The sequence below is a fragment of the Aquirufa sp. OSTEICH-129A genome, from assembly GCF_054558355.1.
This window is the reverse complement of the sequence record NZ_JBPXKC010000002.1, coordinates 63,405-80,129: the sequence shown is the minus strand read 5'-3', so window position 1 is coordinate 80,129 and position 16,725 is coordinate 63,405. Positions and strand designations below refer to the sequence as shown.

Sequence of the window (16,725 nt, the reverse complement as noted above, 5' to 3'; positions counted from 1 at the left end):
TATGTTGCCTGTCTACAAACTAATTTAAAACTAGATATTACCTTCCAACCATTTTCATGGCTGCATCTGAGTACCTAGCCCCTTGGATTTGAATCTTGGCGGATGCGTTTTCTATTTCTTCCATTTCCTCGGGAAGGAGATTTAAATTGACCGATTGTATATTTTCATGTAATCGGTCAAGTTTTGTGGTACCTGGAATTGGTGTAATCCAAGGTTTTTTTGCTAAAAGCCAAGACAAGCAAATTTGTGCAGGTGTAGCATTTTTTTCTTGACCTATTTGCTGAAGTAAATGAACCAAAGCTAGATTGTTGTTCCGAGCTTCTCTTGTAAACCTAGGTAAGGTAAGGCGAAAGTCGTTTTCCTTCAATTCCGTATTGACATCAATTTTTCCAGTTAAAAAGCCTTTTCCTAATGGACTAAATGGAACAAAACCAATCCCCAATTCTTCCAAAAGAGGAATGATTTCTAGTTCTGGCTCTCTAGTCCAAAGGGAATATTCACTTTGGAGGGCAGTTACAGCCTGCTCCTGATGCGCTTTTCTAATGGTATTAGCACCCGCTTCGGACAAACCAAAATGTTTGACTTTCCCTTCTTGAATTAGTTCTTTTACTGTACCAGCAACCTCTTCGATCGGTATTTCAGGGTCTACTCGATGTTGATAAAATAAATCAATGGCTTCTACTTTTAGTCGTTTTAAGGAAGATTCTGCTACGCGTCGAATATTTTTCGGACTACTATCCAAACCAAGCATTTTGCCATCATTCGGATCTATTTTAAAGCCAAATTTAGTAGCAATTACAACTTGGTTTTTAAATGGTGCTAAAGCTTTTCCCACCAATTCTTCATTGATATAAGGGCCATATACTTCGGCGGTATCAAAAAAAGTGATACCCTGTTCGAATGCATTGTGCATGAGTTGAATCATTTTCTGATCGTCCGCTTTTTCTCCATAGCCGAAACTCATTCCCATGCAACCAAGTCCCAATTCAGAGACTTCTAGATTTTTTCCGAGGATTCTTTTTTTCATGAAATTTAATTTATTGTAGAGTATTTCTGAATTTTAATGGACTTAGGCCCGAATTTTTTTTGAAAAAATTGTTGAAATAACTTACTTCATTGAAACCTAGTGCAAAGGCAATTTCCGTAATATTCCAATCACTAAATTTTAGCATGACTTTGGCTTCTTGAATCAAACGCTCAGCAATGATTTGTGAGGTTGTTTTTTGTGTGGTCTCTTTGATGGCACGATTGAGGTGATTCACATGAACCGATAATTGATTAGCAAAGTCGGATGCATTTTTTAATTGAATAACAGGATGCGTTTCCTCGATAGGAAATTGACGTTCTAATAATTCTAAAAATAAGGTGGATATTCGTTGATTGGCACTATGCGGACTATGTTTACTTGTGTTGGCTGGTTCTAATTTTATAGCCGAATGCATTATTTCAAAGGCTAAATTTCTTAGAACATCGTATTTGTGGATGTAATTAGAACTGATTTCCACCAACATTCTTTCGTATAAACTTGCAAATAGTGCATAGGAATCATCACTTAATTCAAATACCGGATTTCCGGTAGGGTGGTAGATGGAATAGGAATTTATTTGCCCGAACTGTTGAAAAAAATCTTGATTAAAAATGCAGAAATAACCACTGTTTAGGTGCTCTATACTTTCCCATTTATATGGAATCAATGGATTTGAAAAAACGATGGCTTGTTTTTTTACATCCACCATTTTGTTGGCGTAAAATAGTCTGCCATGTCCTTTAACCAATGTAATCTTATAAAAATCTCTTCTTCGATAGGGTGTTGGTTTGGCTTGGATTCCGATATATGGATCTAGTTTAAATACATTAAAATGGCCCCATTCTTTTTTTAGGTTTTCGGGTATCCAATTGAATTTATCTCGATAAAATTCTTCTAAGTTGTTGAGTTTTTCCATTTTCAAGTTTCTTAAAATGCCTTAAATTTCTTTTGAAATTGATATGTCAAGGCAATGTTCCAAACAAAGTCATTTCCTGGAATTATGGATTTAATTTTCTGATTTAAAATAGAACTAATGGAAAAGGGTAAATGGCTGTTTGTTAGGCTCATGGTTAGTGTAGCATAAGAACCAGCCTGATTATCCATGATAAGGTAAAACACTTGTGGGTTTAGGCGCAAGTACGTATTTTTTATTATAGGAATGGAGGATATGTTACTATTGATTGTTACAAAATGTGTATTGTTTGTGGCCCCTTCAGTCATACCATGTGAATATAAATAATAGGCTCCTAGGCTAAGTTTTTTAGATAAGATCCAATTGGGTGCAAATTCACTAGCTACATATTGATGAGGAGTTAATAATTCCTTTGAATTTCCCAAGCGGTCATAGCTTATATAATTTCTAAATGCTACTGAGGGGTGCATACCCATGGTAAATCGGAATTTTGGTTTAGCAATTGCCTTGTATCGAAACCAAAATAAGAATGACCAGGGCTTACCTTCCATTGAAAAACGCAATTGAGGTTCAAAAGCAAATTTTTCGGTTCCCACGGATAGGTCAAATATAGTGGCAGGTTTTCCCAAAGTGAACGTAGGAATTACCGAAATTCCGGAATTAGTAATCAATGCACTTCCAGCAATATGGTATATGGTTTTACTACTATCACTTGTATTTTCTGCTGCTTGGAGTGGTCGGGTACAAGTAAATATTAGGAAGGTAATCCCAATGGTTATGATAGTGTTATAGCTAGAATAGTTGTTGGGCGGATGTTTCATATCAAACATAGAATAGTTATTTAGATGCAAATTTCTTTTAAATTTTACGTTTAAACCCCATAAGAATCAAATAGAAAATTATAAAATTCAAACAATTCTATATGTGTAATCAAGAAAGTCTACTCAAACCTATTAATTATTTCAAAAGTGAATATTGGTTTTGTTCCTAATTTTTACCAATTTCCTTGAAGTGGAAAGGCCTTTGTTTTGTCCTTTCCTTTAAAACCTATTGATGAAAGAACCATGAAAAAGATTTTATTCCTCTGTTTGTTTGTCTTATTACACAGCTCGTTTACTCCTAAAGAGTTAACCTGGGTGGCTTTGGGTGATTCCATTACCTATTTAAACGAGCATCCAGATGAAACGGGCAATCGCATTAGCAAGGGATATATGACAGGTGTGGTGGAAAAGCTTCCCCAATTCCGTTACATCAATAAAGGGTATAATGGTTGGACAGCCGTAAAAATTGCTACTGAAATAGAGAAGCTGAATATTCCTTCAGCAGATGTCTATTCTATATTTTTAGGTACCAACGATTGGTGGGGTTCCAAGCCATTGGGGACCTTGGCGGATTATCAGAATAATACCGGTGTGGCCACGGTTCAAGGCTCTTTTCGGGTAATTATAAACAAATTAAAAAGTCTGAATCCTCAGGCCAAAATCGTTTTAATTACACCCATGCAGCGGGTGGATTTTGTCTACATTAATAATTTTAAGAATAATGCATTTGGTTCTTATAAGGAGAAAAATGGACAGCGATTGGAGCAATTTGCCAATGCGCTTGTTGAGATAGGTAAACTAGAAGGAATTCCAGTGGTAGATTTATACCATAAAAAAGGAATGGGTCATGCCCATTTGGTTCGTTTTAAGTACTTGAAAGATCCTGCCACGGGAAACTATAAAAAGTTTGCATACCCAGATTTTATCGATGTACCTTTTAATCCCGCCACCGATGAATACCCCTATCCCGTGGAGGCATCTGAAGTGACTTATGATGGATTACACCCTGCGGATAAAGGCTATGAAATGATTACGAAAGAATTGGTCAAGATTTTCAAAAAGTGGTAAATCAGAGCTTTTATATTGGTTTAGCGGTCGATATGCCCTAACGACTTTTCAGGGCAAATTTTATCCCTCAAGGATTGTTTTAATTCTTTGATTTCCGCAAATCCTCCATGGCTTTTTCGGTCAAACAAAAGTTCATCATTAACGTATAGGGAAAACTCACCGGAAATTTCACTAGGCTTCAAGGTCACGGCTCCTAATTCGGCTTCGAATGTACTTAACATTTCTTGGGCCACATAGGCTGCTCGAAGTAGCCAATGGCATTTAGGGCAATAGGAAATGGTTAGGCTTGGTTTCATATCAAAATGCTTGAAAAAATTGCAAGATTAATTTTTGATTCATTCAAATAAAATTAACTAAATTATTGAAAAATTACCCCTTCCTTTATTTTTATACACGCTACCTATTTACTCATGAAAACTATTTCTTGTCTTCTACTGCTTAGTTTATTTAGTTTCTGCCATGCAGTAACAGCCCAAGGCCCCAAAGTATTGGTGGTTACGGCGCATCCTGATGATGAAACTGGATTTTCAGTGAGTTTATTCAAAATTACGCATGAGTTAAAAGGTATAGTAGATATGGCAGTTATGACCGATGGGGGAGGTGGTTTTGCCGATTCTCAATTAGGTGCCATGTATTATGGTTTGAATCTTACAGATTCTCTGGTAGCCCGTACTCATTTGCCCATGATTAGAAAACAAGAGATTTTAGATGCCGCTAAAATCATGGGTTTGAGAAATATCTATTTCATGGAGCAGCCGGATGACTGGTATACACTAGATCCAACACCTTATATTTCAGGTAAAAATTGGGATATTCCTTTCATTGAAAAGCGATTGGATTTGATATTGGCAGAGCGGCAATACGATTTTATTATTACGATGTTGCCGCATGCGGGTCAGCATGGTCACCATAAAACAGCAGTTTTAATGGCACTGCGAGCAGTGCAACGTTTTAAAGGAGCTCATAAGCCAATTATTATCGCGGGAAGTCCTTTGTCAGCAAATGCCAAACCGATTGAATTTACCATGTTAGAGGGCTTTCCTGAAACTAAGATTAAAGCCAATGCGCCTACATTTACACTAAATCGGGTATTTCGTTTTAAAGAGAATGACAAAGTGAGTTATAAGATTGTGGCCGATTGGGTCATAGCAGCCTATAAATCGCAAGGGGCCATTCAAGAAAATGGTATCCACAAAACGGATTTTGAGCATTATCGCTATTTTGATATCAATGATTCCCAGGGTATCCCCCAAGTGCAAAGTCTATTCAAGCAATTAGCCAATAGTGGCTTTGCTGCACCCCATTAATTTTTTGAATTCCTTTCTTGAAAAAAAATAGGCCATAGCACATAATCCATTGGCCAAAGCCTTCGTTTGCATACAAGCTCATGCATTGTATTCCGCTGCTAATTTCTTTCTGGCAAAACCAAAAAAATTCAGGTTTAGCTATTGAAAATGCCGTTGGTACTAATTTTTGAGGAATTCAAAAAAAATATCTGAATTTGATGTGCTTCATGCCTATGGTATTATTTTTCTACCAACTCAATCAGCCTAACTAGATAGAAATCTAAGAAGGGTGGGAAAATCAACCAGAAGCTTTAAAACACATCATAATGGGAATTTGGAATAATTTATTTGGAAGGAATAAACCTGAGGAAAGGCTTATTCATCCTGATTCATTGGAGGAAAAGGCCAATGAATTGGATCATCGTTTACACCCTAATTTTGCTGAGAGAAAGCCTCAATTTGGCGGTAGGTCAGAATCTACTTGGCAACGGATTTTTGATCGAATTCGGCATGATTATGAAATGGAGGGCTATCAAGATGCCTTAACTACTGCCGATAATAAATACCGCGATGATAATATTTCAATCATTCAATTAGACTTACAAGCGGATATACATGAGGCTGAAATTGCCATCAAAGAATACCTAAAAGAAATAGAATTTCATATTAATTCTCGCAGAAAAGCTGATTTACATGATTTAGTGGAAGAGCTCGAATCCAGGCGAGAAATTTGTTTGGATCGACTTAAAGTCATGGAAGAAATTAAGAGCGATGTTGCCAATAATACAGGGACCTCTTTTCGGATTATTTTAGCCTACAAGAGAGGCTTCAACAAGGGTTTAGCCGCTCTTTCTATGGCCAATATCATCAACCGTCATGTATAATACTATGGAAAAGAAAAATAAGCCTTCCGAATTATGGCTTCGTTTTGGTTGTTTCCTTTCAGGACATAATTACCAGATACTGTCGGAATGCTCTGAAGCTAGTAAACGTGATCAAAAGAAAATCACTTCCGCCTTGGTTATCATCACCTTAATCTGGTCCATAATTGGATATATTTTTTCCAATAAGTACCTCAATTTTGGTCCTTGGTTTTCTCTTTTTGGTTCGCTTTTTATGGCGGTGTTGATTGTACAAATTGAGCGACAAATCATTCTTTCGGCCAAACTGAATCATTGGGCTAAGTTTTTCCGTGTCTTGTTGGGGATTATCGTCGCTGTGATTGGTGCCAGTATCATTGACCAATACCTTTTTGCCAATGATATAGAGAAAATTGCTCAGGCTTCTGTGGAGGCCAAGGCCTTAAAGGAAAGCAATATAGCCAGGAATTCCTATCAAACATCGGTAGCGCAGTTGGACAGCACGATTCTGGTGGAGAAATTGAACTTTCAAAAATTACAAAGCCAGATTTTGCGATTACCTGCTACCTTGGCTGGGGGCGGAGGCGGAAAGAAATATGATTCTGCAGGTAATTTGATCAGTGAGCAGCAAAGTAGTCGGATTCCTAATCCGGAGATATCTAATTTGCGAACCTTTCAGGCAGCCATTGCCTCCAAAATAAGTGTGTTGGAAAATGAGAAGATGCAGAAAGGGCAACAATATGCCGCGGAAGTTAAAAATAAAGCAAAGGAAATTTTAAGCCGAAAACCCGGATTTTTGGATGAATTAAATGCCTTGATTAATTACTTGTTGGAGTTTGATCCATATCCTACCGCATTAATCTTTTATTTGATTTGGTTCTTCTTTTTCTTGCTCATAGAATCTTTGGTCTTAATTATTAAAAGTAATCACCATGAAAATGATTACGAGAAGGTGGTAGACTACCAGCAACATATTCGTATTCGTCGATTAATGGCTTTAGAAGATCAGCGCAACGCTGCTTTAGGTTCTAATTCAATGATTAGCTCATCATCTAATTTAATCCATAATCTACCTAAATAATCTTCATTGCTCATAAAAAAGCCTCCTGAAAAATCAGGAGGCTTTTTATTTAAAACCATTTCTATTATTTCTTTGGATCTAAAGCTTTGTCGATTCGAGCCATTAAATCTAAAAGATGCAATTTACTTAAGCGGTCAGCTGAGCCAGCAGATGCGGCTTTTAAGCTATCTTTTAAACTAAGTAATTGACCTCTGGCGATGGAAGGCAAATCGGTTTGGTTTAGATTAACGACTCTTGTCTTGTAGCCGTAGGTGACACCCACAGGAACGGATCTAACTTGAGCGGAACCTGGATTCAATAAAGTGGCTACTTTATCAATGAATAATTTCTGAAGATTTCTTCTGAAAATATCGATCGAAGCTTGGCTCTTTAATTCGGCAAAAATACCTAAGCGTAAATCGGTCATTAGTTCATCAACAGAATAATTGTTTTTGTTGATGGAAGAAGCTTCCATTAAACGAACCATGCGATCGCCCATCAATAAATTTGTCAAGGTCGCATCTTGCATGGATTTTATGGATTCAAGTCCATTTTCCGGATTGATTTTTGCTAAAATATTTTGATCCAGTAACCAAGTTGGTGTAGCAAACAATTGTTTATTTAAGAAAGCTACAGCATCTTTTTGTAGGTTTTTGGGAACTATTTCAAATTGATTCCCAGCCATATCATATGTTTTAGGAGTATCATAAATACCTCCTACATTTTTGGTAACATGACCTAGGTACCTTCTAAATTGACCAGTAACATTGCTATATAATTCATCTAGCTCTGAATAACTTTCTCCATTTTCTTTGGTCCAATCTATCAAGTTTGGCAGGATTCGCTGTAGGTTTTTAATTCCGTAAGTAGAGGCAAGCATGGCATTGTCTCCTATATCTTCTGTTTGGTAACGAGGGTCATAAGGACTAACTTCAGTTCCAAACCAAAGTCTACGGTTTTTATAAGCCTCTTTGGTTAATTCATTCAGGATGGCTTTTTCTTCTTTTTCGCTCTTGGCATCTTCAAAATAGGAATATCCCCATTTGATGGCCCATTTATCATAATCACCAATTTTTGGGAATAGATGTTTTACTCCATCTTCGGGTTGAGCTACATAGTTAAAACGGGCATAATCCATGATGGAGGAAGTATGGCCATTTTTTTCTTGAAAATCTTTATCCCTTAATTTTTCCACGGGTGTGGCTGAGCTTGCTCCCATGTTATGACGTAAACCTAAGGTATGACCCACTTCATGAGAAGACACAAAACGGATTAACTCGCCCATCAGGGCATCATCAAATTGTTTTTTGCGGGCATTAGGGTCTACAGCTCCGGTTTGAACCATATACCAATTACGTAAAAGCGACATAATGTTATGGTACCAACCGATATGGCTTTCTAGGATTTCGCCGGTTCTTGGATCATGAACATTGGGGCCGTACGCATTTTGAATATCGGCAGCAAAATAACGTACAACCGAGAAGCGAGCATCCTCTAAACTCATGCTAGGGTCATTTTCAGGCCAATATTCTCCGCGAATGGCATTTTTCCAACCAGCATGTTCGAATGCCACTTTCCAGTCATCTATACCCGCTTTAATGTATTTTTTCCATTTATCAGGAGTAGCTGGGTCGATGTAATAAACAATGGGTTTAGCTGGTTCAATCAATTCACCTTTTTTCTGCTTTTCAGCATCCTCTTTTGATTTAGGCTCCAGTCGCCATCTAACCGCAAATACATCGGTTTCTGCTTTTTGTGATTCCTCTTCAAATACCCCATATTGATTGGCAAAATATCCTACACGCGCATCAAAGCTTCTTTTTCGCATGGGTTTTTTAGGAAGAGCTATCATGGAAGTGTTTAATTCCAAAGTCACTAAACCTGCATCCAATCCAGCGGGTAAATTGGTGCCAATTCTAGGTACCGGACTTAAGGAAATCAAAGCAGGGACCGTAGAATAGGTTTTTACCGACCTGATTTCGGTATTAATAGGATAAGTGCTTATTTTTTGAATGAATGACTTGTCCTTTTGAAATGCCTGTAAGCTCAGTGTTTGTTTTCTAACTGGATCTAAGGAAAATGTCTGAATGTCGGAATCAAAGGTGCTCGTCATGTCGATGACGTAGGATAAATCCTTTTTGCCGCTAGAATCTTTCTTGATAGCAAGAATGTCATATATGCCAATGATTGGGTTAGCAGAGGAGTTTTTAACGGCTTGAGCTAAGGGCTTTCCTTCATCGGGCGACATAATGACATAACTAATGGAACGAAGTAATAAATTTTGGTTATTACCTTTTTCAAATTGAATGACTTGTCGGTTTACTTCTTCGCCCCCAAAAATACCACCGCCAGCCGGTGTTTTGGAAAAGCGCGTGATGGTCATGATTTCCTGTTCAATTAAAGTGGCAGGTATTTCAAAAAGGTATTTTTGATCCATTTTATGGACGTCTATTAATCCTTTTTGGGTGACCGCGGTGCTGTCAACTACTTTATTATAGGGTTTAGGTCCTTTTTTGGCATCAGCTTTGGGGGCTTCTGCTTTTGGAGTGGCGGCTACGGGAGCCTTTAGTGGTTCTACTTTTTTATTGCTTTGTGCGAATGCTGAGGGAGTTTGACTCAATAACATGGCCGCTACAAGCAATTTTAGTTGTAATTTTTTCATGTATGTTGGTTGTTTATAAGGTATGATACCTATCCCTCAATTTCAGAGAAATAAGCTACTAGGTAATTTAACGGCGAGGATTTTAAATCAAGCCATTTTAAATTAACTGCCTTACCTTAAAATTGTTATAAAAAAAGCCTCTCATGAATGGAGAGGCTTTTAAAACACGGGTTAATGGGTAACAATCAGAAATTAATAAAATCCTACTACTCCCACATTTAATCGACCACCAGTAATGGTTTTACCACTTAAAGAAGGGGTAGGAATGGTATTATTTAGAATGGCTTTTTTAATGGCCTGAGAGTTTATTTGTGTGGTGCTAGAAGGGAAATTTTTAGCTGCATATAGTGCTACTGCGGCACTAACATGTGGCGTTGCCATAGATGTACCATTGTATGCTGCATAACCAACTCCATTTGGTCCAGGCACAGTTGAGATTATATTGGCACCGGGAGCACCTAAAGCTACTGTTTTTACACCAAAATTTGACCAAGAAGGTACTAGTCCATTTGCATCAATGGCTGAAACAGCAATCACGTTGGGTGAAGCATAGCTGGCAGGGTATGATTTAACATTATCAATATTTGATCCGGCATTTCCAGCTGCTGCAATAAATAAGATTCCTGCTTTATCAGCACGCTGGATGGCAGATAATAATAACTTGGAATAGCCACCGCCACCCCAGGAATTATTACTGGCAACTATATTGATACCTTTACTTTTTTTCAAGTTTGTCAAATAATCAATGGCTTTAATGGCATTAGATGTAGACCCTCCTGTTGCTCCTAGAAATTTAGAAGGTATAATTTTTACGTTCCAATTCATACCTACTACTCCGATTGAATTATTACCTAATCCTCCGATGGTTCCAGAAACGTGAGTCCCATGAGAATCTATATCGTTGGTGGAGAGTCCGTCATAAACGCTAGCGTCATTATTGGCAAAATCCCATCCACGAACATCATCGATAAACCCGTTTCTGTCATTGTCAAGACCATCAACAATCTCATTAGGATTGATCCACATATTGTCTATTAAATCGGGGTGATTGAACATGACACCTTCGTCAATTACGCCGATGTATACGGTTGAACGTCCTGTATTATTATTGGCCCAAGCTACGTTTGCATTACTTCCATAGGTACCATTTAATCCCCACAATTGTCCAGTTCCATAATATAAGTCATTAGGAGTAGTAGTGGTTTGTTGGTGGGTATATAATTGATTGGGTTCAGCTATCTCAATCAAAGAATTTCCAGCAGCGCGGTTAATGGCCTCAATGGCATTGATATTCGTTTTGACTACATAGAATCCTTCGTCCCCTTCATTTTTCATTTCTTGGGTGACGATTTGTTCTTTGATGGTACCAGTGATTGCCTTCAAAGCATTAAGTTTTCCTGCTTCGGAGGTTCCACTTTTGAATTTAATTAGAACTTCGTTGGAACTGATTTTTCCAACATTTGAATTTTGTGTTAATCCTAGAGCAAATGAATTACCGTTATTTCCATTAGGAGATAAAGCTAAATCATCCATTTGCATTTGGCAGGAAAAAGTAACTGCAGCCAAAAGCACAAGAGCAATTTTCGATTTCATTATTCGATTTTTTAAAGGTTTTAAGTTTCATATTTTTATCTAGAACACTTCTTAAAAAATTTCGAACACGTGGTAAATGTAATAATTAGATTGAATTATTTTCATATTTAAATCTAAATTATCTTAAATTTTTACCATTTTTTTGCTTAAAAAGCCATTTTTTTGATATATACCATCAATTTTGTTCAAAAATTAAATGGTTTTTTAGGTATTTTTTTTCAAATAAATTTAGATTTATATCTAATTATCTAAACAAAATCGTTTTATATTTATACGATTATCTAATAATAAAGCTTTCACAAATTCCGTATTTTTTTTAATCCTACTGAAGAATAAAAAAAGCCTCCCATGCATGTCACAGGAGGCTCTGTTTTTTACAAATTAGCTTATTTTATTTACCTTTTTTCTGGGCCGCCATCCATTCCATGATGCTGACGGGTTTACCATTCCATTTGACCAATGATCCATCAAAATCTGTTCTCGGTAAATTCTCATGTAAATACACCCATGACCAATGGCCATTGTAGGTAAATCCTTTTCCACCATAAAAATTGGTAATATCATGTACATGGTCATAATAGGTGAAATGTACATTTTTAGCTCCTGCCGCTTGTAATCTCTTAAATACAGGTACGACGGTTAAATCCGGTTGCGTGGTGGCATCGTCTTTGGAATGAACAAACCAAATGGGTACTTGCTTGATTTTTTGAATATCAGCATCGCTGATGTATTCTGAACGATAGGCTAAGGCACTAATGTAGCCTGCCGCAAAATAATCTGGATAAAGTAATATCAGTTTCAATGCCATATATCCTCCATTGGAACATCCTCCTACATAGATTCTACTAGGGTCTATGTTGGGGTTGGACTTAACATAATCCTTAATCAAGGCCATTAAACCTTCATTATACACATCATTTTCCTTACCCTGTGTACTTACTTTTTGAGCATTATGCATCCAAGCACCTGGACATTGTGGCGATAAAACATAGGCACCTTCAAAGATGGATTGAATGGATTCTGAGGCATAATTGGCTGCTTTATTGCCCAATAAAGGTATGGTGGGGTCAAAACCTCCTTCTCCACCTCCATGTAACCATATAATCAGTGGGGCTTTATCCTTTTTGACTGTCGGACTAAAGGTCGCATAGGACATAGTTAATTGATCATTGAACTTAAATTTCCCATTTAAATCAAATTGATCAATCAAAGGCATGATTTTTCCCAAATTAGTATCCCAAACTTGTTGAGATTTTGAGTCAATGATGGTCAATTGGTAATCAACCCACACATTTCCTTTGCTACGAAAATATTGAATGGGAGAGCTAATGGCTAATTGTGGGCCCACGGATAAAACCAAAGTAATGTTTTTGCCCGTTTTCACTCGGTTCCCTTTCTCATCGGAGACATAAGCTCCAATCACCTCTCTTTTTCCAGAGGATTGTTCATCAGCAATAAGTCCTGCGGCCGATTTTCTCGATGCGAAAACCGTATAATCTGCCGCGCGAACTTGAGACGTGGTATCGGATAAGGATAAAATAACCTTGTTAACACCTGCTCCCCAGTCAAAACCTTCTACTACCAGTTTGTAGGATCCAGTGGGTTTGGCAGTCAGATTACAGGTTAAAGTCGTTACTAAAAGTGCTATTAGGTAAAGTGTTTTCTTCATTATTTTAGGTATTTTTTTATCAATGTAGCTAAAATTTGGAAATTTCTTCACCTTTAAATCATCCTAAATAGGTATGAGGTACAAGTATCGATTGATTTTAAGGGGGATGAATTAATAGTAAAACCTAAAAATGTCATTCCATTATGAAAGATTTACTTCTACATTTGAAAAAAAATAGGCTTTCACACATGAATCATCGACTACTTATTACCGGCATTATTTTGGTCACAGTACTTACAGGAACAAGGAATGTTCAAGCCCAGGCTTCATTAGATAGCCTTCATCAACCGATCATTCGATTTTTTGATGGGTTTTCTCAAGTAAAGGAAAGTTTGTTCCGAGAGAATACCACCCCAGATTTTGTGCTGTATGAAGCGGGCATGATTTGGACCAACGATACCTTAGCACTAAAAATTAAAGGGAATCCTAGTGCCAATTTTGAGCGAAAAAATACTTTTACATTTTTGAAAACGGAGCAAAAGGGAGATATGGCATGGGTTTCATATTGGAATCAAGCTATTATCCGAAGGGAAGATAAAGTCAGGAATGTTCGTTGGCTAGAAAGTGTGGTTTTAGTCCGACAGGCTGGAAGATGGAAAATTAGGATGATGCATTCTACTCCGATGCGCTAAGTAGAACGAAAACTTTTTTACCAGCCTTTAGTTTATCTCTTGTTATATCATTTGAATGCAAGGCGTAAAAAAACAACATCTCCCTTTCAAAATATGCCCAATTTGTACAAGGCCTTTTTCTTGGCGTAAAAAGTGGGAGCGTGATTGGGACCAAATCGTTTATTGTAGTGAAAGGTGTAGAAGAAGTAAATAGTTTTTCAGAAGAAGATATTGATCGAATCATTCAAATGGCTTGGGAAGACCGAACGCCATTTGAAGCTATTGAATTTCAGTTTGGACTCAAAGAAAAAGAGGTGATTGAATTCATGCGTTTGAATAGTAAGAAATCAAGCTTTCAAATGTGGAGAAAAAGGATGACTGGTCGTATTACCAAGCACATTCAAAAAAGAGTGAGTGTAGATCCTAGGTTTAAATGCTCCCTTCAACGGAGTATTAGCCTCAATAAAATCAGTAAACGTTGATTGACTTCCCAACCAATCTAGCTGCAGTATACCAGCGCCTAGATCATTTTGATCCTGTTCATTATGCGCGCAGCAGGAATTTTATTGATGGGGGAGTTTCCTACCTGTCACCCTATTTATCTCGAGGATTTATCAGTGTTCCTGAAGTGTATTTTCGATTGAAAAATAGAGGTTTTAGTTTTCCTGAACTTGAAAAATTTGTTCAGGAATTAGCCTGGAGGGAGTTTTACACCAGAACATGGTTCAAATTAGGGGATGGCATCTTTCAAGATATTCGCCACCCACAAGCGGATGTTTTGTCTAATCGTATACCTGCAAGTCTTTTGAAAGCACAAACAGGCATACAAGCCCTGGATTTACAGCTAGCCCAATTCCCTAAAACCGGTTATTTACATAATCACATCCGTATGTACCTAGCATCATTGACCTGTAATGTGGGTCATTACCATTGGTCGTCGCCAGCTACTTGGATGTATTACCATTTGTTGGATGGGGATTTAGCCAGTAATGCACTGAGTTGGCAATGGTGCGCAGCTACATTTAGCAATAAGCCCTATTATGCCAATCAAGAGAACATCAATCATTACACTAAAAGTGTTCAAAGGAATACCCCGCTGGATTATAGTTATGAAGAATTGCCCAATTTGCCAGTACCTGAGGTATTGAAGGAAGAGGCAGCATTCATTCCGCAGTTCTTCCAAAGAGTCTCACCAAATCTGTCAATAAATACGGATATTCCTACTTTCGTTTACACGCATTATACCCTCGATCCTCAGTTTCATGCAGGGGAGCAAGGAAATCGGATATTGGTACTTGAACCTTCTCATTTTGATCAATTCCCGATGTCGCCCAAATCCATACAATTTATCTTGGATTTAGCTGCTCAAATTCCGGGAATTCAAGTTTATTGGGGCGAGTATAGCGATTTAGGTATCGAAGGAATTTTTAGGGATCACCCAATCAATGCTCATTTTCAAGGAATTAGGGAGCCATATCCATTTTTAAATCCCGATTTAAAGGGAGATTTCCCTAGTTTTTTTTCCTATTGGAATCGCTTGAAGAAGTTTTTGGAAAAAGCTTAGCTAGGAAGGTTTCGGCTTGAAGTAAATGAGCCTCTTTTTTTTCGGCAGGCATTTTATCCCAAGTGCTAATAAGCATTGCCCATCTGGGATTCTTGGAAAAGGTAGCTCTTTGTTTGTCTAAAAAACGCCAAAATAGTCCATCCCAAATGGCTTGCCAGGGCCCTTTTTTATAATCACTCATTTTTAAAATGTAATTGGACCCACAGATATAAGGTTTGGTGGTCATGAGGCCTCCGTCGCTAAATTGTGACATGCCATACACGTTTGGTACCATCACCCAGTCGTAGGCATCGATGTACATTTCCATAAACCATTGATACACCGCATCTGGTTTAATTTCACATAGGAGCATGAAATTACCCAAGACCATGAGTCGCTCTATGTGGTGTGAATAACCTGTTTTTAAAAGTTTTTGAATGCAGCTATCCACGGGCTCGATTCCTGTGCTGGCGGTATAAAAGGCCGCTGGCATGTCATGGGTAAATTGCCAGTAATTCGTGGTTCTTTGTTGAGTTCCGATTTTTTGATAGAGTAATTGAACAAATTCTCTCCAACCCATGATTTGCCTAATAAAGCCTTCCAAGCTATTTAATGGGGCATTTGAAAGAGCAATTTGATGGACTATTTGCTTGGGATTCAACAAGCCTACATTGATAAGTGGACTCAGTACACTGTGAAATAGGGTAGATTCTTGGGCCAGCATGGCATCTTCATAGGCTCCAAACTGGGATAGGCGCTCTTCAATGAAAAGTTGCAAAGCCCTTTTAGCATCTTCATGTGTACAAGGATAATATATTCCCTGCCAAGGAGCGTCTGAACTTCCTATATTATTAGGGAAATGAGTAGCTACGTAATTGATAGCCTCTTGTATGTATGGGTTTATTTCAAGCTTGGGAAATGGCCTGGGAATCGGGGTGTTTTTAGGTATTTTTTTCCGATTATCTGCATCAAATGACCATTGCCCACCCAAAGGATTTTGTTCATCGTCCAATAAGATTTGTCGGCTTTTTCTTTGTTGAATGTAAAAGGCCGTTTGAAAATAGGGCTTTCTTTTACCTAATAGGCTAATGTCTTGATTTAAGAAATTGGGGCTGGCAAGTTGATGAATTTCTACCTTACAGGAGCGGGCAATACGTCTTTCAAGTAAATAATCATGGGTATTGTAATAAGTGAATGTTTGAAATCCCTCTGATTGTAAGTAAGTTATTAGTTTGGAAATATCTGAATTTGAATCATTGGCCTCAACATACTTGACCTGAAATCCCTTTTCCCTTAAGGAGTCAGCAAAATAACGAAGGGAAGCCCGATGGAATAGTAGTTTCTGTTGGTGGAAGTTATACTGTTTGAAATAGAGGTCTGATTCTATGAGAAAAAATAGTTGATCTTTTGGCTGCTTCCAGACTTCTTCAAAAAGTTGATGCGGAAAAAGTAGAAAAGCTTTCATAATTTGGAATCAACATGATGTGATTACTTAACTTATGTTTCAATCAAGATGTTTTGAAAGCAAGGTTAATTAGTCAGCATTTATTTTGTGTCAAATAAACACAAAAACCTCATCTTTCGATGAGGTTTAGAGTAGAACAAAGGTTTG

Annotated in this window: 16 protein-coding genes; 8 read left to right on the top strand and 8 right to left on the bottom strand. The window is 37.6% G+C overall.

Features of this window, described 5'->3' with window-relative positions:
* Positions 1 to 37 precede the first annotated feature (37 nt).
* From SKC36_RS04265 to SKC36_RS04255, 3 genes are read right to left on the bottom strand one after another with little or no spacing between them, the layout of a single operon-like run.
* Entirely contained in the window at positions 38 to 1,027 is a 990-nt protein-coding gene (locus SKC36_RS04265; RefSeq protein WP_459464850.1) for an aldo/keto reductase, read from the bottom strand.
* A 10-nt stretch (positions 1,028 to 1,037) separates the two neighbouring features.
* On the bottom strand, positions 1,038 to 1,943 hold the full coding sequence (locus SKC36_RS04260; RefSeq protein WP_459464848.1) for a helix-turn-helix domain-containing protein: 906 nt from the start codon (positions 1,941 to 1,943) through the stop codon (positions 1,038 to 1,040).
* An 11-nt stretch (positions 1,944 to 1,954) separates the two neighbouring features.
* Complete coding sequence (locus SKC36_RS04255; RefSeq protein WP_459464846.1) at positions 1,955 to 2,770, bottom strand: hypothetical protein; 816 nt, start codon at positions 2,768 to 2,770, stop codon at positions 1,955 to 1,957.
* Between the two features lie 234 nt (positions 2,771 to 3,004).
* On the opposite strand from SKC36_RS04255, the gene SKC36_RS04250 reads away from it, so the two are divergent.
* A complete protein-coding gene (locus SKC36_RS04250; RefSeq protein ID WP_459464844.1) occupies positions 3,005 to 3,829 on the top strand; it encodes an SGNH/GDSL hydrolase family protein in 825 nt (274 codons plus the stop codon).
* A 20-nt stretch (positions 3,830 to 3,849) separates the two neighbouring features.
* Here SKC36_RS04250 and SKC36_RS04245 read toward each other — a convergent pair whose 3' ends face one another.
* Complete coding sequence (locus tag SKC36_RS04245) at positions 3,850 to 4,125, bottom strand: Rdx family protein (RefSeq protein WP_459454446.1); 276 nt, start codon at positions 4,123 to 4,125, stop codon at positions 3,850 to 3,852.
* 114 nt (positions 4,126 to 4,239) lie between these two features.
* On the opposite strand from SKC36_RS04245, the gene SKC36_RS04240 reads away from it, so the two are divergent.
* The 3 genes from SKC36_RS04240 to SKC36_RS04230 all read left to right on the top strand — a co-directional run bounded on the left by SKC36_RS04240 (position 4,240) and on the right by SKC36_RS04230 (position 7,056).
* Positions 4,240 to 5,136, top strand: a complete 897-nt coding sequence (locus SKC36_RS04240; RefSeq protein ID WP_459464842.1) for a PIG-L family deacetylase — start codon at positions 4,240 to 4,242, stop codon at positions 5,134 to 5,136.
* Positions 5,137 to 5,441: 305 nt separating this feature from the next.
* Positions 5,442 to 5,999, top strand: a complete 558-nt coding sequence (locus SKC36_RS04235) for a hypothetical protein (RefSeq protein WP_459464840.1) — start codon at positions 5,442 to 5,444, stop codon at positions 5,997 to 5,999.
* Between the two features lie 4 nt (positions 6,000 to 6,003).
* Complete coding sequence (locus SKC36_RS04230; protein ID WP_459464838.1) at positions 6,004 to 7,056, top strand: DUF4407 domain-containing protein; 1,053 nt, start codon at positions 6,004 to 6,006, stop codon at positions 7,054 to 7,056.
* Positions 7,057 to 7,120: 64 nt separating this feature from the next.
* Here SKC36_RS04230 and SKC36_RS04225 read toward each other — a convergent pair whose 3' ends face one another.
* The 3 genes from SKC36_RS04225 to SKC36_RS04215 form a co-directional block, all read right to left on the bottom strand.
* Positions 7,121 to 9,697, bottom strand: a complete 2,577-nt coding sequence (locus tag SKC36_RS04225) for a zinc-dependent metalloprotease (protein ID WP_459464836.1) — start codon at positions 9,695 to 9,697, stop codon at positions 7,121 to 7,123.
* A gap of 192 nt (positions 9,698 to 9,889) precedes the next feature.
* A complete protein-coding gene (locus SKC36_RS04220; protein WP_459464834.1) occupies positions 9,890 to 11,290 on the bottom strand; it encodes a S8 family peptidase in 1,401 nt (466 codons plus the stop codon).
* 391 nt (positions 11,291 to 11,681) lie between these two features.
* Positions 11,682 to 12,959 carry an alpha/beta hydrolase-fold protein gene (locus SKC36_RS04215; protein ID WP_459464832.1) on the bottom strand — a complete coding sequence of 426 codons (1,278 nt, stop codon included), beginning with the start codon at positions 12,957 to 12,959 and terminating at the stop codon, positions 11,682 to 11,684.
* A 188-nt stretch (positions 12,960 to 13,147) separates the two neighbouring features.
* Between SKC36_RS04215 and SKC36_RS04210 the strand changes: the two genes are divergently transcribed.
* From SKC36_RS04210 to SKC36_RS04195, 4 genes are read left to right on the top strand one after another with little or no spacing between them, the layout of a single operon-like run.
* The gene (locus SKC36_RS04210; RefSeq protein ID WP_459454453.1) at positions 13,148 to 13,591 is read left to right on the top strand and encodes a nuclear transport factor 2 family protein; all 444 of its coding nucleotides are present in this window, start codon (positions 13,148 to 13,150) and stop codon (positions 13,589 to 13,591) included.
* Positions 13,592 to 13,646: 55 nt separating this feature from the next.
* Positions 13,647 to 13,784: a DUF2256 domain-containing protein gene (locus tag SKC36_RS04205; protein WP_459464830.1), complete on the top strand. Its 138-nt coding sequence runs from the start codon at positions 13,647 to 13,649 to the stop codon at positions 13,782 to 13,784.
* Entirely contained in the window at positions 13,735 to 14,052 is a 318-nt protein-coding gene (locus SKC36_RS04200) for a TIGR03643 family protein (RefSeq protein WP_459465263.1), read from the top strand. Before SKC36_RS04205 ends, SKC36_RS04200 begins: the two co-directional genes overlap by 50 nt.
* Positions 14,049 to 15,134, top strand: coding sequence for an FAD-binding domain-containing protein (locus tag SKC36_RS04195; protein ID WP_459464828.1), 1,086 nt, complete (start codon positions 14,049 to 14,051; stop codon positions 15,132 to 15,134). The genes SKC36_RS04200 and SKC36_RS04195 overlap by 4 nt, the downstream gene beginning before the upstream one ends.
* Here the strand turns inward: SKC36_RS04195 and SKC36_RS04190 are convergent.
* On the bottom strand, positions 15,082 to 16,578 hold the full coding sequence (locus SKC36_RS04190; RefSeq protein ID WP_459464826.1) for a cryptochrome/photolyase family protein: 1,497 nt from the start codon (positions 16,576 to 16,578) through the stop codon (positions 15,082 to 15,084). The genes SKC36_RS04195 and SKC36_RS04190 overlap by 53 nt on opposite strands.
* Positions 16,579 to 16,725: the final 147 nt, after the last annotated feature.